At 63.2% G+C, this 21,226-nt stretch carries 18 protein-coding genes and 2 pseudogenes; 13 read left to right on the forward strand and 7 right to left on the reverse strand.

What is annotated here, in order from left to right; genetic code table 11:
- Both AC1KVE_RS05240 and AC1KVE_RS05245 read left to right on the forward strand, forming a co-directional pair.
- Entirely contained in the window at positions 1-795 is a 795-nt protein-coding gene (locus AC1KVE_RS05240; RefSeq protein WP_184457395.1) for an SIMPL domain-containing protein, read from the forward strand.
- Between the two features lie 80 nt (positions 796-875).
- A pseudogene (locus tag AC1KVE_RS05245) lies at positions 876-1,112 on the forward strand (fibronectin type III-like domain-contianing protein); the annotation flags it as partial.
- A 179-nt stretch (positions 1,113-1,291) separates the two neighbouring features.
- Here the strand turns inward: AC1KVE_RS05245 and AC1KVE_RS05250 are convergent.
- The 3 genes and pseudogenes from AC1KVE_RS05250 to AC1KVE_RS05260 form a co-directional block, all read right to left on the reverse strand.
- Positions 1,292-3,559 (reverse strand): annotated as a pseudogene (locus AC1KVE_RS05250) (methyl-accepting chemotaxis protein).
- Between the two features lie 300 nt (positions 3,560-3,859).
- A complete protein-coding gene (locus AC1KVE_RS05255) occupies positions 3,860-4,732 on the reverse strand; it encodes an NADPH-dependent F420 reductase (RefSeq protein ID WP_226426938.1) in 873 nt (290 codons plus the stop codon).
- A complete protein-coding gene (locus tag AC1KVE_RS05260; protein WP_311543050.1) occupies positions 4,662-5,303 on the reverse strand; it encodes a TetR/AcrR family transcriptional regulator in 642 nt (213 codons plus the stop codon). The genes AC1KVE_RS05255 and AC1KVE_RS05260 overlap by 71 nt, the downstream gene beginning before the upstream one ends.
- Positions 5,304-5,438: 135 nt before the next feature.
- Between AC1KVE_RS05260 and AC1KVE_RS05265 the strand changes: the two genes are divergently transcribed.
- Complete coding sequence (locus AC1KVE_RS05265) at positions 5,439-6,767, forward strand: NtaA/DmoA family FMN-dependent monooxygenase (protein WP_481092550.1); 1,329 nt, start codon at positions 5,439-5,441, stop codon at positions 6,765-6,767.
- 35 nt (positions 6,768-6,802) lie between these two features.
- The gene (locus AC1KVE_RS05270) at positions 6,803-7,543 is read left to right on the forward strand and encodes an NADPH-dependent F420 reductase (RefSeq protein WP_184457388.1); all 741 of its coding nucleotides are present in this window, start codon (positions 6,803-6,805) and stop codon (positions 7,541-7,543) included.
- A gap of 264 nt (positions 7,544-7,807) precedes the next feature.
- Here the strand turns inward: AC1KVE_RS05270 and AC1KVE_RS05275 are convergent, their stop codons facing one another.
- Positions 7,808-8,557 (reverse strand): SDR family oxidoreductase, encoded by a 750-nt coding sequence (locus AC1KVE_RS05275; protein WP_184457386.1) that lies wholly within the window; start codon positions 8,555-8,557, stop codon positions 7,808-7,810.
- A gap of 112 nt (positions 8,558-8,669) precedes the next feature.
- Between AC1KVE_RS05275 and AC1KVE_RS05280 the strand changes: the two genes are divergently transcribed.
- Positions 8,670-9,248 (forward strand): TetR/AcrR family transcriptional regulator, encoded by a 579-nt coding sequence (locus tag AC1KVE_RS05280; RefSeq protein ID WP_039522468.1) that lies wholly within the window; start codon positions 8,670-8,672, stop codon positions 9,246-9,248.
- 51 nt (positions 9,249-9,299) lie between these two features.
- Here AC1KVE_RS05280 and AC1KVE_RS05285 read toward each other — a convergent pair whose 3' ends face one another.
- Positions 9,300-10,217 (reverse strand): LysR family transcriptional regulator, encoded by a 918-nt coding sequence (locus tag AC1KVE_RS05285; RefSeq protein ID WP_051750189.1) that lies wholly within the window; start codon positions 10,215-10,217, stop codon positions 9,300-9,302.
- Between the two features lie 154 nt (positions 10,218-10,371).
- On the opposite strand from AC1KVE_RS05285, the gene dctA reads away from it, so the two are divergent.
- Positions 10,372-11,688: a C4-dicarboxylate transporter DctA gene (gene dctA / locus AC1KVE_RS05290; RefSeq protein ID WP_226426936.1), complete on the forward strand. Its 1,317-nt coding sequence runs from the start codon at positions 10,372-10,374 to the stop codon at positions 11,686-11,688.
- Between the two features lie 28 nt (positions 11,689-11,716).
- Positions 11,717-12,880, forward strand: a complete 1,164-nt coding sequence (locus tag AC1KVE_RS05295) for a mandelate racemase/muconate lactonizing enzyme family protein (RefSeq protein ID WP_184457380.1) — start codon at positions 11,717-11,719, stop codon at positions 12,878-12,880.
- A gap of 96 nt (positions 12,881-12,976) precedes the next feature.
- On the opposite strand, the gene AC1KVE_RS05300 is transcribed toward AC1KVE_RS05295, so the two are convergent.
- A complete protein-coding gene (locus AC1KVE_RS05300; protein WP_226426935.1) occupies positions 12,977-14,557 on the reverse strand; it encodes a thioredoxin family protein in 1,581 nt (526 codons plus the stop codon).
- 454 nt (positions 14,558-15,011) lie between these two features.
- Between AC1KVE_RS05300 and AC1KVE_RS05305 the strand changes: the two genes are divergently transcribed.
- The 5 genes from AC1KVE_RS05305 to AC1KVE_RS05325 all read left to right on the forward strand — a co-directional run bounded on the left by AC1KVE_RS05305 (position 15,012) and on the right by AC1KVE_RS05325 (position 19,188).
- A complete protein-coding gene (locus tag AC1KVE_RS05305; RefSeq protein ID WP_016902431.1) occupies positions 15,012-15,590 on the forward strand; it encodes an anthranilate synthase component II in 579 nt (192 codons plus the stop codon).
- 175 nt (positions 15,591-15,765) lie between these two features.
- Positions 15,766-16,398 carry a flavin reductase family protein gene (locus tag AC1KVE_RS05310; protein ID WP_016902430.1) on the forward strand — a complete coding sequence of 211 codons (633 nt, stop codon included), beginning with the start codon at positions 15,766-15,768 and terminating at the stop codon, positions 16,396-16,398.
- Between the two features lie 116 nt (positions 16,399-16,514).
- On the forward strand, positions 16,515-17,552 hold the full coding sequence (gene trpD, locus AC1KVE_RS05315) for an anthranilate phosphoribosyltransferase (protein ID WP_102255540.1): 1,038 nt from the start codon (positions 16,515-16,517) through the stop codon (positions 17,550-17,552).
- A gap of 54 nt (positions 17,553-17,606) precedes the next feature.
- A complete protein-coding gene (gene trpC / locus AC1KVE_RS05320; protein ID WP_456362973.1) occupies positions 17,607-18,479 on the forward strand; it encodes an indole-3-glycerol phosphate synthase TrpC in 873 nt (290 codons plus the stop codon).
- On the forward strand, positions 18,472-19,188 hold the full coding sequence (locus tag AC1KVE_RS05325) for a haloacid dehalogenase-like hydrolase (RefSeq protein WP_016902427.1): 717 nt from the start codon (positions 18,472-18,474) through the stop codon (positions 19,186-19,188). The genes trpC and AC1KVE_RS05325 overlap by 8 nt, the downstream gene beginning before the upstream one ends.
- 280 nt (positions 19,189-19,468) lie before the next feature.
- Here AC1KVE_RS05325 and crp read toward each other — a convergent pair whose 3' ends face one another.
- Positions 19,469-20,161: a cAMP-activated global transcriptional regulator CRP gene (gene crp / locus AC1KVE_RS05330; protein WP_024938194.1), complete on the reverse strand. Its 693-nt coding sequence runs from the start codon at positions 20,159-20,161 to the stop codon at positions 19,469-19,471.
- 137 nt (positions 20,162-20,298) lie between these two features.
- Here crp and speD point away from each other — a divergent pair, with 137 nt between their 5' ends.
- The gene (speD, locus tag AC1KVE_RS05335) at positions 20,299-21,093 is read left to right on the forward strand and encodes an adenosylmethionine decarboxylase (RefSeq protein WP_005990692.1); all 795 of its coding nucleotides are present in this window, start codon (positions 20,299-20,301) and stop codon (positions 21,091-21,093) included.
- The last annotated feature ends 133 nt before the right edge of the window (positions 21,094-21,226 follow it).

Below are 21,226 nucleotides of genomic sequence, written 5' to 3' on the forward strand. Positions count from 1 at the left end.
ATGAAGCGAGTTGCCCTCTGGATTTTCGCAAGCCTGTTGATGCTGCCGCTCGCGGCGACAGCGCAGGTCAACAGCCTGCCGTCACAGCCGCATTTGCTGGTGAAGGGCCAAGCCTCGCGGACGGTTGATCCGGACCGTTTCATCCTAGATCTCAAGGTCAGCAACACCGATCTGCAGCCTGACCTGGCGCGCAAATTTGTCGAGGAACGCGCCCGATCGGTATTGGACGGCCTGCGACGCAACCACGTGCTGATGGATTCGCTCTATGCCTCGTCGCTGTCGATCTCCCCGCAGTCGCGCTACGAAAATGGCAAGTCGGTGTTCCAGGGGACCCGCGTGGAGCGCAAGATCCGCGGCACCTTCTCGTCCCTGAAGGACGTGCGCGCCTTTCTGGGTGGCCTGGAGGCCAACGAGAATGTCCAGGTGTTGTCGATGCAGAGTGCATACGCCGATGCGGCCAAGCTGCGCGCCGAACTCAAACGCGAAGCCGCAACGCAATCGCGGGAATCCGCCCAAGGGCTGGCCAGCGCCTACGGCGTGCGGCTGACCGGGATCTACAGCATCTCCGATGTGGCGCCCAGTTTTGCCTACGGCGTCGAAGCCGGCACCTGGTCTGCGCCTGCAGCGCCAACGCCCAGCTCCGTGGTTTCGCCGCCCTCGCCACCGGCACCCCCACCGCCGCCGCCGCCGCCACCTGGTGCAGATGGCAAGGTGCAAGGCCTCGGCGAAAGCCTGCTGACCGGCACGATCACCTACACCGAGAACATCTATGCGGTCTTCCTGATCGCGCAATGAGTCGCTGCCGTGCGGGTCGTCTGCGCGCAGGGCGTCCATGACATGGGGAGCGCCTGCCCACCGGGGTGCGCGAACCGTAGTATGTGCGCGACCGCAGCGCCAGCGTGAACCGGCCGGTGCGGGAACTGAAGGATTTCCGCAAGCTCGCGGTACCAGCAGGCGGTAGCGCGCCGGTGGAGTTCGTGTTGCGGCGTGCGGACCTGTTGTTCATCGGTCAGGCATTGGAACCGATCGTGGAGCCGGATGTATTCGCTGTGTGGGTGGCGCCATCGGCTGAAGCTGCAGGACTGACGGCGAGCTTCGAGTTGATGGAGTAAGGTGACGTGCGGTGACGTTGGTCGATGTTCATGACCTCGAGCACCGTTTGCGTCTGAAGTCCGATGATGACCTTTGCCCGGGCGGTCGGTACGACCGCCCACGCGGATCACGTGCTGCGCAATGATGCGTAAGAGCAGAACGCGGGTGGGCCCGGAAATCCGGGCCCACCGCGGCTTGGTCAGAATTCCTGCCAGCCTGCGCCGTCTGTTGCGCCGGTGACTGACTCGAGTTTGCGTGGTGCCCGGTGCGGAACAACCTTTGCAGGTGTCTTCAGGGGCGCTGCCGTTTTCCTGCTGCCGGAGTTCGCAATGGCTGATGTGGCAGCAGCTGCGCCGACCGGAACAGCTTTCTGTCCGTCGATCTTGAAGACCGCCACCGCCTCGGTCAGCTGCGTCGCTTGCTCTTCCATCGCACGTGCTGCAGCCGTCGCTTCCTCGACCAGGGCTGCGTTCTGCTGCGTCGTTTCGTCCATCTGCGTGACCGTGATGTTGACCTGCTCGATACCGGCCGACTGCTCCTGCGACGCCGCGGAAATCTCGCCCATGATGTCGGTCACGCGCTGCACGCTGGCTACGATCTCGGCCATCGTGGCGCCTGCGGTATGCACCAAGGTCGAGCCTTCGGCGACCCGCTCGACCGAATCGTCGATCAGGCTCTTGATCTCCTTCGCCGCAGCGGTGGAGCGTTGGGCCAGCGTGCGCACTTCCGAGGCAACCACGGCAAATCCGCGCCCCTGTTCGCCGGCACGTGCCGCTTCCACGGCGGCATTCAAGGCCAGGATATTGGTCTGGAACGAGATTCCGTCGATGACGCTGATGATGTCGGCAATCTTCTTGGACGAGGCCTCGATACCGGCCATGGTGCCCACCACCTTGCTCACGATCTCGCCGCCCTGGGACGCCACGCCTGCCGCGCCGATCGCCAGTTGGTTGGCTTGACGTGCGTGCTCGGCGTTCTGGCGCACGGTGGAGGTGAGTTCTTCCATCGAGGCAGCGGTTTCCTCCAGGTTGGCCGCCTGTTGTTCGGTGCGCTGCGACAGGTCCTGGTTGCCGGCGGCAATCTCGCTGGCCGCCGAATTGATCGACACGGCCGACTGCTGGATGCGGCCAACGATTTCGGCAAGCTGCGCGGCGGTGGTGTTGGCGTCATCGCGCATCTGCGCGAACACACCCCTGAACTCGCCGGTCATGCGTGCGGTCAGGTCGCCTGCGGCGATGGACTGCAGCAGCGAAGACAGCGATTGCAGGTTGCTGTCCGCGGTGGCCATGAGCAGGTTCAAGCTCTCCACCATGATGCGGAAATCGTACTGGAAACGCTCGGCATCGCCGCGCGCGGTGAAGTCACCGTCCGCGGCAGCCTGCGCCAGCTGCTTGATCTCGATGTTCATTGCGGACAGGTTGGCCTTGACCTCGTCCATGGTCTGCGTCAGCACGGCCTTCTCACCGGGCAGGCGCTCCATGCTCTCGCTCAGGTCGCCGATGGCATAGCGGCCCATGATCCGTGCAAGGTTGGACTGCACGGCCAGGTGGGAGGCCACAAGCGCATTGGTGTCCTCGGCCATGCGGCCGTAGTCGCCCGGGAAGGCCTGGGCATCCATGCGGAAGCTGGTCTGGCCTTCGTCGTGGCGCTTGGCCATGTCGCCCTGTGCAGTCAAAAGGGCCTGCAGCTGTGTCTGCATGCCCTGCATGGCGCGCAGCAAGCGGCCGGTCTCGTCCTTGGCCTATGTCTGCACGTTGTTGCCGAGCTGACCATTGGCGATCGCCTCGGCTGCGTTGGTGGCGCGTGCCAGCGGCTGGGTCAGGCTGCGGGTGATGAGCCAGGCTAGCAGGCTGCTGACCAGCACGACCGCGGCACCGCCGAGGATGAGCAGGAGCTTGCCGCGATCCATCGACCGGACTGCTTCTGCGTAGGCCTGTCTGCTCTGTCCTTCCTGCCGGGTGACGAGCTCGCGGATCTTGTCCTGCCAGGCGAGCGTGGCAGGCCGCGCCTGTTCGCTGAGGATGTCCTGGGCCTGCGCGTTCTCGTTCTTGGCGGCCAGTGCCATGACTTCGTCGTTGAACTTCACGGAAGTCGCCCGACGCTCGTCCATCTCGTTACGGATCTTCCGCCCTTCCTCCGAGCTGGACAGCGTATCCAGCCTGGTGCGCAGCTCCTGGTAGCGCTGGCGCTGGGCGTTGATGGTGTTGAGCGCTTCGGTGTTGAGCTCCTCGCTTGTCGCCATGGCATACGTGCCCAGTGCGATCAGCAGCGAGGAGTTGGCATCCAGCATGCCGTTGCCGATCTGGATCTTGGCGGTGCGGTCGAGAACGATGAAGTCCAGCTGCGCGCGTGCGTTCGCCATCGTGCTCAGGCCGGTGGCCACCAGCAGGCCTGAGAGAAGAATCAGGATTCCGAATGCAACGGCCAGGCGGTGGCCGACGTTGAAGCGTTGAAGAAAGGCGATCATGGACGTCCCAGAAGAGATCAGTGGAGGCATCGATTTCCACGCTGTTAGCGAGCCTGGCACCGGTTCCCCAATAACGGCGTCCTTGTCCAAAACTGGAATGTCTGTCACTAAATTATCATCGCACCCTTCAGAAAACGCCCGAGCTGTCGGGGTGCTCCTGACGCAAGTCAGGACGGGCGGCTGCACGCCTGGCACAAACCGCTGTTCGCCGTGCCGCCGTCTTGCCATCCTCAGGCTCGGCAACACCTGCCTGCGTTTTAAAACGCGCTGACTACATGGCGATGTTGCCGACCTGCCTGGCTACATGTAGATGGCTCTACTGATCCGGGCGCCGAAGCCTGCATCGGGATTGGTTGCGGAGTCGCCCAGCCTTTCCTGCATGACCGCCACGGCAAGGTCGCGACGTTTCGCCAGTCGGCTGCGGTCGGCGCTGGCAAGTGCATCGCCCATCTCGCTCCTGGTCAGATCGGTGCAATACGCAGGCGCTCCTGGCTGCTGGCGCCAGGAATCAGCCAGCTGGCCCGAATAAAACGCGTCGAAGCCGGTGTCATTCACCAATGCCATCGCGACCTCGCGATCGTTGTCGCGATCAGCCGCCACGGGGATGGCGATACGGCCGGGCGCAGTGGCCGGCTGGCCTTTCTCGGCAAGCGAACCAGACCCGATCGCATTCCATGCCTTGGCGATCGGGCGACCCAATTGCTCAGCCACCCACAGGCTCTCGACCTGGCCCGCTTCAATCGCGTCAATCTTGCTATCACGCGCGGGGTAGTAGTTGGACGTATCGATCAGTACGACATCACTTGAAACCTGCGCCAGCAGCGGCTTGAACTCCGGAATCCTGTTCAACGGGATCGAAAGGATGATGGCATCGACATCGACCACACACTCTTGCGCAGTCACCGCGCGAGCGCCCGAGGACAGCAGTTGCAGGTCAATCGTCTCTGGCCCACGCGAGTTGGCAACCTTGACCTCATGGCCGAGCGAACTCAACTTTTTCACCAACGTCTTGCCGATATGGCCGGTGCCGATAATGCCTAGCTTCATGATGCGTTCTTCTGTGTAGAGAGCGGGATGGTTTGCGGGGCGAGGGAAGTGCCTTTCACGCAGGAAGCGCCCAGCCCGAGCGCAGCACGTCCTGCAGCGCCTGCCGCGCGTCGCTGTCCGCGTCACCGCTGGCAGCTCCTGCCCAGGCGATCGCAAGCGCGGCAAGAAAGATGTCGCGGCCAGTCAACGATGCCCTCGCCTGACCAGAGCGTTGTGCAGCCTGCAGAAACACGCCTGAGGCCTCGACCACGGATTGGCAGGTCGGCATCAACACCGAACTTGGCTGGGACCATGCGGCCCGTAGCGGCTCCGGAAGACCTTCGTAGGCATTCATCCAGTTTCCCAACGCCTCGATCCATCGTTGCAGCGCACGCCCCGGGTCGTGCTCTTCTGCCCTGATGGCCATGCGTGCTTGCTCGAGGTTGGCGTAATGCGTTTCCAGTAGCGCTGCCAGCAGGGCGTCGCGGCTGGGGAAGTGCCGGTACAAGGTCCCCGGGCCAACGCCTGCGCGCTTGGCAATGCTGTCCATCGACACGTCGATGCCTTCCTCGGCAAAGGCGTTGCCGGCGACCTCGAGAATATGGGTCCTGTTGCGTTGGGCATCGGCGCGGGGAGGGCGTGGCTGAACGTCGGAGGACATGGGTCGGTTAGTCTGGCTCTTGATATCCGGAGTGTATCTCCATATATTTCCCGACACAAACGGAGCGTGTCTCCTTTTTGCTGGGCACTCTGAACCGGGAGGTTTCGAGACTGCGGGCGGCGATCGGCCGTCGCCGTCTCCGCCGGTTGCCACCGCCGGACGCACGCACCACCACTGCAGATCGAGGAACGCATGAGCCACTCCAAGACGATGATCATTGGCCTGCACCTGGGCAATGGCTACGGGTCTCAGCCGGGAGCCTGGCGCATGCCGTGGGTGGATCCGACCAACTACACCAGCTTCGATGCCCGCGTGCGTCAGGCGCAGGCCGCCGAGCGTGGGAAATTCCAGTTCATCTTCCTGCCTGACGGTCCGAGCGCGGTGGCCGATATCGACAACGAAGCGCCTCACTTCAACCTGGACGTGATGATGACCCTGGCTGCCGTTGCGCGCGGCACCGAGCGTATCGGTCTGGTGGCCACCGGCTCCACGACGTTCAACGAGCCGTTCAATCTTGCGCGGCAATTCAAGGCGCTGGACATCATGAGCCACGGGCGTGCCGGCTGGAATGCGGTGACCTCCAGTGGCGAGGATGTCGCCGCGGACTACGGGCGAAAAATTCCGCCCAGCGCGGATCGTTACGCACGTGCGCACGAGTTCGTGCAACTGGTGCAGGCGTTGTGGGGCAGTTGGGGGAAGGATGCCTGGCTGCACGACCAGGCCTCTGGCCGGTTTGCCGACGCCAGGCAAATTGCGCCGATCAACCTGCAAGGCAAGTTCGTCGGCTCCCGCGGACCGCTGTACATACCACCCTCCGAGCAGGGCCAGCCGGTGATCTTCCATGCCGGCGGCAGTCCCAATGCGTTGGAGCTGGCCGGACGTTATGCCAGTGCTGTGATCGGTGCGTGTTTCAGCATTGAAGATGCCCGCGCGCAACGCACCGCCTTCCGCAACGCCGCCAAGCAGGCCGGCCGCGACCCGAACGAGATCAAGTTCATTCCAGGGCTGATGACGACAATCGCGCAGGATCGCCGTGCGGCACTGGATCGCCGGATTGCACTGACCGCGCAGACGTTTCCTCAGCGGCTGGGTTACCTGCAACAGATGCTCGGGCTACGTCTGGATCCTGCTGCACTCGAGCGGCCTCTGTCACCCGCGCAACTGGCTGCGGCACGCCCGTCGCCGCATGATCCTCGCTCGACAAAGGCGCTGCAGATCGCGCGGGAGGGCTGGAGCCTGCGCGACATCCTGGCCCATGGCGTCATCGACTATCACCCGGTGATTGTGGGCCCGGCGGTCGAGGCGGCCGACCACATGCAGGCCTGGTTCGAGGCAGGTGCGGCCGATGGTTTCTGGATCTCACCGGATATCAATGACGACGGCATCGATGCCTTTGTCGATGGAGTCGTGCCGATCCTGCAGCAACGCGGTCTGTTCCATCGCGATTACCGGGGCACCACGCTGCGCGACCACCTGGGCGCACCTGCCCAATACGGGCGCGATCCACGCATCACTGCGTGAGCCGCAGCACGTCACACACATCGGAAGGAGCACACATGAACATCGGCATCATTGGCGCAGGCAATATCGGTGGCACCCTGGCACGCAAATTCGTCGCGGCCGGGCATGTCGTCAAACTGGCTGGTTCAAAAGGCCCCGACAGCATTCGCGAATTGGCAGAAACGATCGGCGCCGAGCCTGTCGCCGCTGAAGAGGCGGTCAAGGACGTCGAGGTGATCGTGCTGTCCATCCCGTTCGCCCGGATCCCCGAGGTTGCCGGCCTGTTCTCCACGGTACCCGCAGAGGTGGTGGTGATCGATACCTCGAACTACTACCCGCAGCTCGGCACCAGTATCCCGGAAGTCGACGGCGGCAAGCTGGAAAGTGTCTGGTCCAGCGAGCAGCTTGGTCGGCCCATCATCAAGGCATTCAACGCCGTGCTCGCCAGGACACTGGCTGAGCGCGGCAAGCCCGCAAGCACGCAGAACCGGATCGCCATCCCGGTGGCAGGCGACAGTCCGGCCGGCAAGGCGATCGCGCAGCAACTGCTCGACGCTGCCGGGTTCGACTCGGTCGACGCGGGAAATCTTGCAGATTCATGGCGGCAGCAGCCAGGCACGCCTGCGTATTGCACCGAGCTTCCGACCGCTGAGCTGGCGTCAGCGCTCAAGGCCGCAGTGAAGGGTGATGCACCGGGTCATCGCGATGCACTGATGGCCGAGTTCTTTGGCGCCGACGCACCGCCAAGTCACGAGACGATCGTTGCGCGCAATCGGGCAGTGACCGCGCCGCGCTGAGATCCGTTTCCAGGGGATCGGAAGAACCCTCGCGAGGAGCGGGTGCCAACCCGAATGGATCCAGCCGGTTGCACATCGCACCGGTATGGTCCGCGCGCTGCAAAGGTCTCAAAGGCGCTCACCTGGAAGCACTGGATGCGCGCGGCGAACATGCCTGCGCATCTCGCGGTAGCAGCCTTGCAGCCATTCATGCGCCACGGGTGAATGACCGGCGTCAGCACGGCGGTGGCGCCGTGCTGACGAGTTGGATGTTCTGCGCCAGCCCTAGAACTTGACGGTAGAAAGCATTCCCAGCATCTCGTCGTAGCTGCCATTGGCCGCCGCATCGCGAAGAAACCTGGCGCGTTCCACGACAATCTCCTTTGGCGTGTTTTCTGCATGCAGCAGCGCCAGTGCTTCGTCGAGGAATTCGTCCAGGGGCATGGCATGTTCGTCGTTGCCCTGGCCGTACAGTTTGGTGCGAACGCCCGGAGGCACCAGCTCCACGACTTGCACGGTGCTGTCGGCCAGCTGCACACGCAAGGCTTCGGTGAACGAGTGCACCGCGGCCTTGCTGGCGCTGTAGGTCATTGCAGCCGGGAACGGCACAAAGCCCAGCGCGGAACTGACGTTGATGATGACGCTGTCGTTGTTGCCGGCAAGTTGCGGCAAGAATGCATAGGTCATGCGGATGGTGCCGAGCAGGTTGATGGCAATCGCCTCTTCGGCAGCCTGCAAGGACTCTGGCTTGAAGACGTTCTCGCTCGGCATGATGCCGGCATTGTTGATCACCACATTCAAGGCGGGGTAGCGCTCGGCCGCCACGCGGCTGGCCTGGACGATGGAGTCCGCGTCCGCAACGTCGATTTCGATTGCCTCGATGCCTGGATGCTCGGCAGTGATCTGATCCAGCAGCGCTTTCTTTCGCCCTGACACGATGACCATGTTGCCAGCCTGCTGGAGCCGCAGCGCCAGTCCGAGGCCGATGCCAGAGGTCGAGCCGGTAATGAGGATGGTGTTGCCGCTGTTCTTCATGGATGTTTCCTGGGTACGGAAGGGGTAGAATCCAAACGGACAACAGTCCGCTTGCCCTGAAACGTTGGCGGACAACTGTCCGTTTGTCAATAATTTCAGTGAGGAGCAGGGTGTGGAAAAGCCAACGCGGTCCGATGCACTGCAAAACCGCGAGCGCATCCTGTCCGTGGCGCTTGCGGAGCTGGTGCGCTCGGCCGATGTGCCACTGAGCGCAATCGCCAAGAAGGCGGGCGTCGGGCAAGGGACCTTCTACCGCCACTTCCCGACGCGGGAGGCCTTGGTGGTAGAGGTCTATCGCCATGAAATGCTGCAGGTCACCGGGTTCGCCGAGCAATTGCTGAAGACGCGTCCGCCGGAGCAGGCGCTACGCGAGTGGATGAACCGTCTGGCCGAATACGCCATTACCAAGGCGGGCCTGGCGGATGCGCTTCGGGTTGTCGCCAACGCGAAGGAGTGCGCAGGCAACGCAGGCTATGCCCCCGTGATCGCTGCCGCCCAATTGCTGCTGGATGCCAACGAGAAGGCCGGAACGATTCGTCCAGGGATCACCACGGACAAGTTTTTCCTGGCGATCGCAGGGATCTGGCAGATCGACGCCACCGAGAACTGGCAGCCACGCCTGGCCTGGCTCATGGAGACGGTGATGGAAGGATTGTGCGCGGGAGCGCCAGGACGGCCCGCAGGCGGATAGTGGCGGCAAGCGCTGGATTCGAAGCGCGCAGCAGCGCGCATGCCGCACCCGCTAGGTCTCCAGCTTGCCTTGCTTGAGCTTTTCCCACATGTCTTCGGCTTGCCGGGGTAAGCCGCCGGTGTGACGTATCAGGCAGATCTCCATGCCGATATCCCAGTGCGTGTCGCCGGGCGCTGCATGGACCAGCAGCCCTTTGGCGAGGTCCTCTTCCACCAGTGTGCGCGGCAGCCACGCGATCCCGGCACCAGAGCGGCACATGGCCAGCAAGGTCGCTGCAAGATCGGAAGTGAGCGCAGGTGTCAGGCGCGGCTCCACATCCTTGAACGCTGGATGCCCGGCGATGATGCGGCCCAGGCCGGAATCTGCACTGTAGGACAGCAAGGGCATTGCATCGGTTGAGGCAAGCGACCAACGCGGACTGCCGTCGCCGTTTTCCTTCGCTGCACTGAAGGGCTGGAGCACATCGTTGCCGACCACAACCCGCTCGAACTGTTCCGTGTCCAGCCCAAGACGCATCCGCGGATGATGGTGGCAGAGCAGGAATTGCGCTGCCCCTTGCAGCATCAATTTTTCGCACGCCCTGAGCGTGTCGGAGACCAGCTGAAACGCACCGATACCGGTGTTTGATTCGATGCGCCTGACAAATGCCGGAAAGAACGTGAAAGAAAGAACATGGGTGGCGAGGAACGCTAACGCAGGCCGGTGTCGCCCGGCCACTTCCAGTGTTTCCTGCCGCGCAGCGTAAATACCCGAGACCAACCCGGATGCTTTGCGAACGAACGCTTCGCCGGCCGGCGTCATCAGCACTTCCTTGCGCGAGCGCGTGAACAGCGGCGTGCCCAACCATTCTTCGAGGGCATGAATGCGCCGACTGAAGGCCGGCTGGGTGACAAAGCGACGTTGTGCGGCGCGCGAGAAATTCAGGGTCTCAGCCAACGCCAAGCAGTCTTCGAGCCATGTCAGTTCCATGATGCCGATTGTGCATCAAGCGCATAAAAAAGGCATTGGCAGCGTTTGGGCGCTGGCACTTACGCTCCGACTCGAGCTTGCAACGCCTCCACAGGCAGGTTGTCCAGCAAGCGGCAATTCCGGTGGGTTCGCATGTCGACGGGAGCGGGCGATCATGCAGAAACAAAGTGGCATAAGACAGGTGCTTGGCCAACTCTACGTGCAGGTCCTGATCGCCATCGTCATTGGCGGTCTGGTGGGCTACGTGTGGCCGCATCTGGGTGTGGTCTTGCAGCCTGTTGCGGAGGGTTTCATCAAGCTCATCAAGATGCTTCTGGCACCGATCATCTTTGGAACGGTCGTGGTCGGGATCGCCAAGATGGGAAGCGTCAGAGAGGTCGGAAAAACCGGCATCAAGGCGCTGATTTATTTCGAGGTCGTGTCGACACTCGCGCTGGCGATTGGTCTTGTCGTGGTGAACATCATCCGCCCCGGCGAGGGCATGAACATCGATGCCGGTTCGATCGACAGTAGTGCGATCGGACAGTATGTCGATCGCGCAAAAGACGATGCTGGCATGATCGATTTTGTGCTGAACATCATTCCCACCACGCTGGTGGACGCCTTCGCCAAAGGCAGCATGCTGCAAGTCATCCTGGTATCGGTGTTGTTTGCAGTGGGGCTATTGCAGCTGGGCGAGCGTGGAAAGCCCCTGGTCGATCTCATCGATAACGGGCTGCAGGCACTGTTCAAGATGATCAACATGGTGATGCGACTCGCGCCACTGGGCGCCGGTGCGGGCATCGCTTTCACGATCGGCAAGTATGGCCTCGCCACCCTGTGGTCGCTGGGGCATTTGATGCTGGCCGTCTACGTGACGTCGGCACTGTTCGTGTTTGTGGTGCTGGGAGCGATCGCACGGTGGACGGGCTTTCCACTTTTGCACCTTCTCCGGTTCATCAAGGACGAAATACTTGTCACGTTCGGAACCTGTTCCACCGAAGCCGTGCTGCCGCGCATGATGATGAAGCTCGAACTGGCCGGCGTGCGCAAATCGACGGTTGGCCTGGTTCTGCCCACCGGATACACCTTCAATGCGGACGGCACCTGTATCTACCTGACCATGGCAGCCATCTTTGTAGCGCAAGCGACCAATACGCCGCTGCCGGTCTACCAACAGATTGCCTTGCTTGGGGTGTTGTTGCTGACCTCGAAAGGATCGGCCGGTGTCGCTGGCGCGGGTTTCGTTGCGTTGGCCGCCACGCTTTCCACCATCGACACGGTGCCTGTTGCGGGGCTGGTGCTTCTGCTGGGCGTCGATCGCTTCATGAACGAGGCCAGGGCGGTGGTCAACCTGATCGGCAACAGTGTCGCCACGCTCGCCATTGCCAAGTGGGATGGCGCGCTGGATCTGTCCAAGACCCGGGAAATCATGCGTCGTCAACAAGCGGGCGAGCCCATGCCTGTCGCAGCCTCTTCAACCGATCCATAACTCACACCAACCTGCGGGAGACCACCCAATGCGTATCATCGATGTCGTTGAAATCACCAAGCCGATCTCCTCGCCGATCCGTAACGCCTACATCGATTTTTCGAAGATGACCGCCAGTCTGGTGGCGGTGGTCACCGATCAGATGCGCGACGGCCGTCGGGTCGTCGGCTACGGATTCAACTCCAATGGGCGCTATGGACAGGGCGGGCTGATACGCGAGCGCTTTCGCGATCGCATCCTGGAGGCAGACAGTGCATCGCTGTGCAACGACGCCGGCGACAATCTGGATCCGTCCAGGATCTGGAAGGCGATGATGTCCAACGAAAAGCCGGGTGGTCACGGCGAGCGCTCCGTCGCAGTGGGCACGCTGGATATGGCGATCTGGGATGCGACCGCCAAGATCGCCGGCATGCCGCTGTTCCGCTATCTGGCGCAGATGAAAGGCCGGCAAGCCAATCCGCGCGTCTTCGTCTATGCAGCCGGTGGCTACTATTACCCGGGCAAGGACAACAGTGCCTTGCGCAAGGAGATGCGCGGCTATCTGGACCGTGGTTACAACGTGGTCAAGATGAAGATCGGTGGCGCGTCCATTGACGAAGACCGCGGCCGGATCGAGTCGGTGCTTGAGGAAATCGGCAGCCAGGCCCGCTTGGCGGTGGATGCAAATGGGCGCTTCGACCTGGAGACTGGCATCGCCTACGCCAAGATGCTGCGCGACTATCCGCTGTTCTGGTACGAGGAAGTCGGTGATCCGCTCGACTACGCGCTGCAAGCCGCCCTGAGCGAATTCTATCCGGGGCCGATGGCAACCGGCGAAAACCTGTTCTCGCACCAGGATGCACGCAACCTGCTGCGCTACGGCGGCATGCGCCCGGACCGCGATTACCTGCAGTTCGATTGCGCGCTGTCGTACGGCCTGGTCGAGTATCTGCGCACGCTGGAGGTGCTGGAGCAGTTCGGCTGGTCGCCCGCACGTTGCATCCCGCACGGTGGTCATCAGATGTCGCTCAACATCGCCGCAGGCCTGGGTCTGGGCGGCAATGAGAGTTACCCGGACCTGTTCCAGCCATATGGCGGGTTTCCGGATGGCGTCAAGGTCCAGGATGGACACATCGTGATGCCGGAATTGCCGGGTATCGGCTTCGAGGGCAAGTCCGACCTGATCAAGGTCATGCGTGAGCTGGCCGAATAGGACGGGATGGCATTGGCTGCGTTTCTGATGGGCGAACCACCTGCGCGGGGCGTGCCTGTGCCGACCTTCGCAGGCGCATCAGGACTATGCCCCGCCTCACCCCAGCCAGTCGGCGCAGGCGGCTGGCTTGTTCCCGTCGGCGCAACGTGTCTGCGCCTTCTGGCGCAGGCGGGTCAGGACTGCGCTGCCTGTCGGGCTCTGCTTGCTCCAGGTCTTCAGTGATGCGCCGACTTCCTCGAAGTGCTGGCGATTGTCTTTGAGATAGCCATCGGATTGCCGCGCCAGATCGCCGATCACTCGGCTTGCAAGCGTCTCGATACCTGTACCGTCCTCCGGGCTGAGCCGGACCAGCGCATCCAGATAGGTCATGCCCCGCTCAACCACGGTCCCCTGGCTACCATTCGAATCGTAGGCCTGCTTGAACCATGACAGCGCAGCCTTGGTGTCACCGCGCTGTTCGGCCAGGATACCCAGGTAGGGCATGTAGTAGGACGGTGTCTTGCTACGCGTCAACTCGGCCTGCATCAATTGCGCAGATCCCTTGTTATCGCCCACCAGCGCCAACAAGCCGGCAGCACTTGTAATCGTGGACTGACGCTCTTCATCGGTCTTGGCTTCCGTCACCGCCCACTGCACGCGCTGGTGCACGGTCGTGACCACGTCTGCAGGCAGCGGAGGTTGCGGCTTATTCATTTCCGCTCTGGTCGGCTGTCCCTGTGCCAGGCGAGCAAGGTCGATCTCGGCATACCCGGTCCGCAAACGATCAACGATGGGCAAGGTGGGATCGGCATAGGCCTGCGCCAACGCCTGATTGAACTCCCTGGACAATGCGGCACGTTTGCCCGGATCGTCGGTCGCAGAAGCAACCAGCGTGGCAGCACCACGCACCAGCACATCAAGATTGTTGCGCACCTCTGACGGGTTGGAAAACACGGTTTGCAGCAACGTGTACGTCGCCGGGCTTACGACGGGCTTCTGCCTGGTGACAGCTACTGCCAGCAGCTGGAAGCGACGCTGCAAGGCCGGCTGTGGTGCCGCCTTCGCCAGTGCAGCCAGGGTGGCGGGCGCAGCCTTTGCATCGACCAGTTGGTCGTCCTGCAACCAGCTGTAATTGCCGAGAAGAGTCCACTCGTCCGGCTTTAGCGTTTGTGGAGCGTTGAGCGCCCGCTCCAGGATCTGCTTTGTACTCGCGGTGGATTGAGCTGCAACGCGCAGGCTATCGACAAGCTGGGCGGTACTGCTGTCGCCCACCAGCCGGGTGATTTCGCTGCGATCCGGGCGTAGCAGGATGACCGTGGGATACCCCCTGACGCCGAAGCGTTCGGCCCAGGTCTGGGCTTCTTGCAGGTCTGCGTCCAGATGCACTGCCACGAATTGCCGCGTCTGCGCGATGAACCCCGGGTCCTTGAACGTGGTGGCCTTGAGCCGGTTGCACGGTGGGCACCAGATGGCGCCCCAGTACAACAGGAGTGGTTTGCCGGTGTTCCTGGCCTCCTCCAGGGCTTTTTCTACATTCCCCTCATGCCAGTTTATCGCGGGCGCCGCTGCAGGCCGCGTTGCTGCCGCGGGCGGCGCCGATACCGCCGACGGCGTTGATCTGTCGCAGGCCGTCAGCGCTGCCAGCAACGCGGAAAGAGCGATGAGCGTGGGGGACGGCGAACGAAACGACAGAGCCATGGGAAGCCTTTGCGTGATGGAGGTCAGCTGAGCGCGGTTGTCTGGAAACACCTCCACGCATGCCAATTTCTCGAAGCATCACGTCTTTCAAGTTTGCCCGGAGCGGAGGATGCGAACTGCCGTCACGCCGAACGCATCGTTAGGGACGCATGGCGGCGAGCATTGGATCCAGGCTGGAGACAGCCGGCGTTCCGCGCGTGAGGTGCAAGTTGTCTAGCTGGTCCGGACCTGTCGGAGCACTGTGGTCCGGGGAGGGACAGCGTGGATGACGCGTCTGCATGGCTGATCGCGTTGATCGCACACAGGAGCGCTGAGCGAGCCCGTGCGAAGATATGCTTCGGTGTTGCTCGCTCCCCGGCCGCTTGGGTATCCAGGCGGGTTGAAAGGGATCAGGGCGGGTATCGGCGGGTTGTTTCGGGCTGTTGCCCTTTAAAAACAAAGAGATAGGCCTGAAATGTTACTGATGCTCGACAACTACGACAGCTTTACCTACAACCTCGTGCAGTACCTGCAGGCGCTGGGTGCCGAGGTCACGGTGGTGCGCAACGACGCGATGAGCGTGGATCAGATCGCCGCGCTCAGGCCCGAGCGCATCGTGATCTCGCCCGGCCCGTGCACCCCGAACGAGGCCGGTATCTCGCTGCAGCTGATCGAGCAGCTGGGCCAGACCACGCCGATCCTGGGTGTGTGCCTGGGGCATCAAAGCATCGGGCAGGTCTATGGCGGCGATGTGATCCGCGCCGACAACATCATGCATGGCAAGACCTCGCCGATCCGCCACCAGGGCAAGGGCGTGTTCGCCGGCCTGCCGGACAGCTACGAAGCCACCCGCTACCACTCGCTGGTGGTGGACAAGACCACCTTGCCCGACGCGCTGGAAGTCACCGCCTGGACCGAGAATCCGGATGGCTCGATCGAAGAGATCATGGGCCTGCGTCATCGCCAGTTTCCGGTCGAAGGCGTGCAGTTCCATCCCGAGTCGATCCTGACCCAGCACGGTCAGGCCTTGCTGAAAAACTTCCTGCAGCGTTGATCGAAATGCGCAGCGCGCACGTCGCAAGGGCCGCCGTAACCTTCGTCAGTCTCGATGCAGTCTTCGGCGCCATCGATGCACCAGCGACCCATGCGCGCAATGCCTGCAATGACCTACGCGATAGCATGCGGCGGGTTTCCCGCCTCGCTTCGTTCACACCTGCATCCGGATCACGATGAGCACCGCCAGCGACAGCTTCCACTTCTACGAACCAGGCCAGGGCCACGGGCTGCCGCACGATCCGTTCAACGCCATCGTCGGTCCGCGGCCGATCGGCTGGATCGGCTCGCGCAGCGCCGAGGGCATCGCCAATCTGGCGCCTTACAGCTTCTTCAATGCGTTCAACTACGTGCCGCCGATCGTCGGTTTCGCTAGCATCGGCCGCAAGGACAGCCTGCGCAATATCGAAGCCACCGGCGAGTTCAGCTGGAACCTGGCCACGCGCCCACTGGCCGAGGCAATGAACGCCAGTGCTGCGATGGTGCCGGCGGAGGTCGACGAGTTCGTGCTGGCCGAGTTGCAGATGGCGCCATCGCGGCTGATCGGTGCCCCGCGCGTGGCAGCCAGTCCGGTCAGTTTCGAATGCCGGCTCAGCCAGCTATTGCCGCTGCAGAGCGCAGCCGGGCAGGCCATCGAAACCTGGCTGGTCCTGGGCGAAGTGGTCGGCGTGCATCTGGCGCACGCGGCGTTGCAGGACGGCATCTACGATCCCGCAGCCGTGCAGACGATTCTGCGCGCCGGCGGCGCCGCCGACTATTTCGAAGTGCAGGCGCAGGCACGCTTCCGCATGCGGCGCCCGGGCCAGTGAGCGCTGCGCGCCGCGTCGCTGCATGGCATTGCCGCCATGCGCGACTGCAGCGCCAGCATTGATCGACCAAGCTCGCTGCCGCCTATCTTTCCCACGTTTTGCCACGGTCCTCGTCCATGCCCATCACCCCGCAAGAAGCCCTGCAACGCACCATCGAACACCGCGAAATCTTCCACGACGAAATGGTCGAGCTGATGCGCCAGATCATGCGTGGCGAGGTCTCGGACATGATGGTCGCGGCCATCCTCACCGGGTTGCGGGTCAAGAAGGAAACCATCGGCGAGATCGCCGGCGCAGCCACGGTGATGCGCGAGTTCTCGCGTCGCGTGGAAGTGGATGATCGCCGGCATATGGTCGACATCGTCGGCACCGGCGGCGATGGCTCGCATACCTTCAACATCTCCACCTGCGCGATGTTCGTGGCCGCCGCCGGCGGTGCCAAGGTCGCCAAGCACGGCAATCGCAGCGTCTCGTCCAAGTCCGGCAGTGCCGACGCGCTGGAGGCGCTGGGCGCGGCGATCGAGCTGCAGCCCGAGCAGGTCGCCGCCTCGCTGGCGCAGACCGGTATCGGCTTCATGTATGCACCGGTGCATCATCCGGCCATGAAGGTGGTGGCGCCGGTGCGCCGCGAAATGGGCGTGCGCACCATCTTCAACATCCTCGGCCCGCTGACCAACCCGGCCGGCTCGCCGAACATCCTGATGGGCGTGTTCCATCCGGACCTGGTCGGCATCCAGGCGCGCGTGCTGCAGGAACTCGGTGCCGAGCGTGCGCTGGTGGTGTGGGGCCGCGATGGCATGGACGAGCTTTCGCTGGGGGCCGGCACCCTGGTCGGCGAGCTGCGCGATGGCCAGGTGCGCGAATACGAAGTGCATCCGGAGGATTTCGGCATTGCGATGTCGGCCAGCCGCAACCTCAAGGTGGCCGATGCCGCGCAGTCGCGCACGATGCTGCTGCAGGTGCTGGACAATGTGCCCGGCCCGGCGCTGGACATCGTCGCGCTCAACGCCGGTGCGGCGCTGTACGTGGCAGGCGTGTCCGACAGCATCGCCGAGGGCGTCGTGCGTGCGCGTGCGGTCCTGGCCGATGGCTCGGCGCGTGCAAGACTGGACGCCTATGTCGCCTTCACCCGGCAGATTGCCTCACAGGCCTGACCCCTCCCACTGCACCGGCAGGCATGCGGCGGCATCTTGATCATGACCGCTGGCATGCTGGGGGCTGGCGCGTGGCGGCCGGTTGCGGCCGTCTTGACCGATAATGCCCGACCGCCAGGACCCGATACGATGAGCGATATCCTCAACACCATCCTTGCCCGCAAGGCCGAAGAAATCGCCGAGCGCAGTGCGCGCGTGCCGCTGGCCGAGCTGATCGCGCGCAGCGCCGACCTGCCGCTCACGCGCGGGTTTGCCGCCGCCATGCAGGCCAGCATCGCCGCCGGCGAGCCGGCGGTGATCGCCGAGGTGAAGAAGGCCAGCCCGTCCAAGGGCGTGATCCGGCCCGACTTCCACCCGGCCGACATTGCGGTCAGCTATGAATTCGGCGGCGCCAGCTGCCTGTCGGTGTTGACCGATGTGGACTTCTTCCAGGGCGCCGATGCCTATCTGCGCCAGGCGCGCGAGGCCTGCACGCTGCCGGTGCTGCGCAAGGACTTCACCGTCGACCCCTACCAGGTCTACGAGGCGCGCGTGCTCGGCGCCGATTGCATCCTGCTGATCGTCTCGGCACTGGACGATGGGCAACTGGCCGAGCTCTCCGGCCTGGCCATGCAGCTGGGCCTGGACGTGCTGGTGGAAGTGCACGACATCGACGAGCTCGAGCGCGCGGTGCAGGTGCCGGTACCGCTGGTGGGCATCAACAACCGCAATCTGCGCACCTTCGAAGTGACGCTGCAGACCACGCTGGACATGCGTGCCGCCGTGCCGCGCGACCGCATCCTGGTCACCGAAAGCGGCATCGTCACTCCGGCCGATGTGCAGTTGATGCGCAGCCACGGCGTGAACGCGTTTCTGGTCGGCGAGACCTTCATGCGCGCGCCCGAACCCGGCGAGTCGCTGCGTCAGCTATTCTTTGCGCATGACTGAGGCGTATCCCGTACCGCGCGACGACGCACCGCTGGTGGTCTTCGATTTCGACCACACGCTGTATGACGGCGACTCCGGCAGCCATCTGTTCGCCTGGCTGATCAAGCGCAACCCCTTGCGTTTGCTGGTGGCGCTGTTGGCCTCGCCGATCCTCGGCCCGATGGTGGCGATGCTGCCGACCCGCCGCCGCGGCGTGTCCGGGTATGTGTGGATCGCCACCTTCGGCCTGCACCGCACGCGCGAGTTCAACCGCTTCATCGATGCGTACGTGCTCAAGCATGAAGCGCAGATCCGGCAGCGCCTGTTGCCGCACGCCTTGAAGGTGTTCACCGACCACCGCGCTGCCGGCGACCGCGTGGTGGTGGCCACCGGCGCGCCGCCGGAACTGGCGCGCGCCATTCTCGGCTTTGTCGCCCATCAGGACGTGCCGGTGATCGGCAGCCTGGTCGGTCCGCGTCTGGGCGCGGTCACCGCGCGACGTCACTGCCACAACGAAGAGAAGATGCGCATGCTGCGCGAGCGCGGCTACGCCGACATCGCCATTGCCTATTCGGACAGCACCGCGGATCTGCCGCTGTTGAAGGCCGCGCGCGCGCCGGTGGTGGTCAATCCGAAGGCCAATCGCGAAGCGCTGTTCCGGCAGGTGCTGCCGGCCGGCACGCCGATCCTCAACTGGGGATGTCGCGATCGCGGTGGCAAGGCGCTGTAGCGCCTGGCGCCGGTAGCGGCGCGCAGCCTGGCGGGCACGGCAGGTATTCGAACTTGGCAGCTACCGCACAGAGGCACGGATTGATTCGCGCGCATCCAGTGGCTGTTCACCAAGATTTATTGGTCACGCCAAGCCGGCCGGAGCAGCAGGGAAGGGTAAGCAACTAGTAATGCATGGCACGCGGCGGCGCCGCGCGCCGACTGCATCAGTCCGCATGCCGTGCGGCATACGGTTCAAGTTGCGGCCGGTGCAGTGCTGCACCAGCCGCGACCACAACCGATCAGCGGGTGCCGTAGAGCACGACGGTCTTGCCGCGTGCATGCAGCAGGCCGTCGGCCTGCAGCTTCTTGAGTACGCGCCCGGCCATCTCGCGCGAACAACCCACCAGACGTGCCAGTTCCTGCCGCGATACGCGCAGCTGGGTGCCCTGCGGGTGACTCATCGCTTCCGGCTCCTTGGACAGGTCGTGCAGGGTGCGCACGATGCGGTCGGTCACGTCCAGGAACGCCAGGCGGCTGGCTTTCCTTGTGGTGTCGAGCAACCGCTTGGACAGCTGAACGCCAATCGCGTACAGGATGCGGGGCGCATCCGGCGACAGACTGGTCTGGAACAGCTGCTGCAGCCGCTCGTAGCTGATCTCGGCCAGCTCGCACTGGGTGCGGGTGCGCAAGATCACCTCGCGGGTATCGGATTCGATGAACAACCCCATCTCGCCGACGAACTCGCCGCTACCGAAGTAGCCCAGCACCAACTCACGATCGTCATCTTCCTCGGCAATGATGCTCACCGAGCCACTGATCACGTAATAGAGGGTGCCAGCCGGGTCTCCCGGCCGGAACACATCGGTCCGGGTCGGATAGCGCCTGCGATGGCTGTGCGCCAGGAAACGCTCGATCGTGCCCGCGTCCAGCGCCAGAGAAGGGGTAGCGTTACGTACCGTCGTAGTCACAACCGTCGTGTTTCCTGGGCTCATGGTAGTTCCGCGTGTAATTCCTGAAGCTTAACGGCATGAGTCATGCAAGGTAAACCATTCTTAACGTCGGCATTTCGTTGCTGGGATCTTTGGCTCATAATTGTTTCCTTTCCCGCCTTCCATAAGGACAGACCGACGTGGTCAAGCCGTTGCCTCGCCTGAGGCTACAGGGGTTCAACAACCTCACCAAGGCGTTGAGCTTCAACATCTACGACGTCTGTTACGCGCGTACCGAAGAGGAGCGTCAGCGCTACATCGAATACATCGATGAGCAGTACGACGCCGATCGTCTGACGCAGATCCTGACCGATGTTGCCGAGATCATTGGCGCCAACATCCTCAATATCGCACGACAGGACTACGATCCGCAGGGCGCATCGGTCACGATCCTGATCTCGGAAGAGCCCGTCATCGACAAGAAGCAGGCCGGCAAGGAGTTGATCTCCGATGCCGTGGTCGCTCATATGGACAAAAGTCATATCACTGTCCATACATACCCCGAGACGCATCCGCAGGAAGGTATCGCCACGTTCCGCGCCGATATCGACGTCGCCACCTGCGGCGTGATCTCGCCGTTGAAGGCGCTGAACTACCTGATCGAGAGTCTGGAGTCGGACATCGTGATCATGGATTACCGCGTCCGTGGCTTCACCCGCGACGTGAAGGGCAAGAAGCACTACATCGATCACAAGATCAACTCGATCCAGCACTTCCTCGCCAAGAACGTGAAGTCGCGCTACGAGATGTTCGATGTCAACGTCTATCAGGAAAACATCTTCCATACCAAGATGCACCTGAAGGACTTCGACCTGGACCAGTACCTGTTCGAGGAGCGCGCCAAGAACCTCTCGTTCAAGGAGCGCATGAAGATCGAAACGCTGCTCAAGCGCGAGATCGAAGAACTGTTCCACGGGCGCAACCTGAGCGAGTAAGCGCAGCGAGCGAGCTGTTGCGCGACCTGCCTGCAGGCGCGCGAAAGAACCAAGGCGGGACGGCCCGCCACGCGATGACCTCGCGTTCCACAGCCGACGGCGGCCCAGTGTGCAAACACTGGGCCGCTTTTTT

This window comes from Xanthomonas sp. NCPPB 2864, from assembly GCF_056675615.1.

Excerpts from the sequence above, each read along its gene's own strand:
- AC1KVE_RS05300 (WP_226426935.1), bottom strand. The coding sequence starts at position 14,557 with ATGGCTCTGTCGTTTCGTTCGCCGTCCCCCACGCTCATCGCTCTTTCC.
- AC1KVE_RS05270 (WP_184457388.1), top strand. The coding sequence starts at position 6,803 with ATGAACATCGGCATCATTGGCGCAGGCAATATCGGTGGCACCCTGGCA.
- trpC (WP_456362973.1), top strand. The coding sequence starts at position 17,607 with ATGCTGGGGGCTGGCGCGTGGCGGCCGGTTGCGGCCGTCTTGACCGAT.
- AC1KVE_RS05295 (WP_184457380.1), top strand. The coding sequence starts at position 11,717 with ATGCGTATCATCGATGTCGTTGAAATCACCAAGCCGATCTCCTCGCCG.
- AC1KVE_RS05240 (WP_184457395.1), top strand. The coding sequence starts at position 1 with ATGAAGCGAGTTGCCCTCTGGATTTTCGCAAGCCTGTTGATGCTGCCG.
- dctA (WP_226426936.1), top strand. The coding sequence starts at position 10,372 with ATGCAGAAACAAAGTGGCATAAGACAGGTGCTTGGCCAACTCTACGTG.
- AC1KVE_RS05305 (WP_016902431.1), top strand. The coding sequence starts at position 15,012 with ATGTTACTGATGCTCGACAACTACGACAGCTTTACCTACAACCTCGTG.
- AC1KVE_RS05265 (WP_481092550.1), top strand. The coding sequence starts at position 5,439 with ATGAGCCACTCCAAGACGATGATCATTGGCCTGCACCTGGGCAATGGC.
- trpD (WP_102255540.1), top strand. The coding sequence starts at position 16,515 with ATGCCCATCACCCCGCAAGAAGCCCTGCAACGCACCATCGAACACCGC.
- AC1KVE_RS05310 (WP_016902430.1), top strand. The coding sequence starts at position 15,766 with ATGAGCACCGCCAGCGACAGCTTCCACTTCTACGAACCAGGCCAGGGC.
- AC1KVE_RS05275 (WP_184457386.1), bottom strand. The coding sequence starts at position 8,557 with ATGAAGAACAGCGGCAACACCATCCTCATTACCGGCTCGACCTCTGGC.
- AC1KVE_RS05285 (WP_051750189.1), bottom strand. The coding sequence starts at position 10,217 with ATGGAACTGACATGGCTCGAAGACTGCTTGGCGTTGGCTGAGACCCTG.
- AC1KVE_RS05325 (WP_016902427.1), top strand. The coding sequence starts at position 18,472 with ATGACTGAGGCGTATCCCGTACCGCGCGACGACGCACCGCTGGTGGTC.
- crp (WP_024938194.1), bottom strand. The coding sequence starts at position 20,161 with ATGAGCCCAGGAAACACGACGGTTGTGACTACGACGGTACGTAACGCT.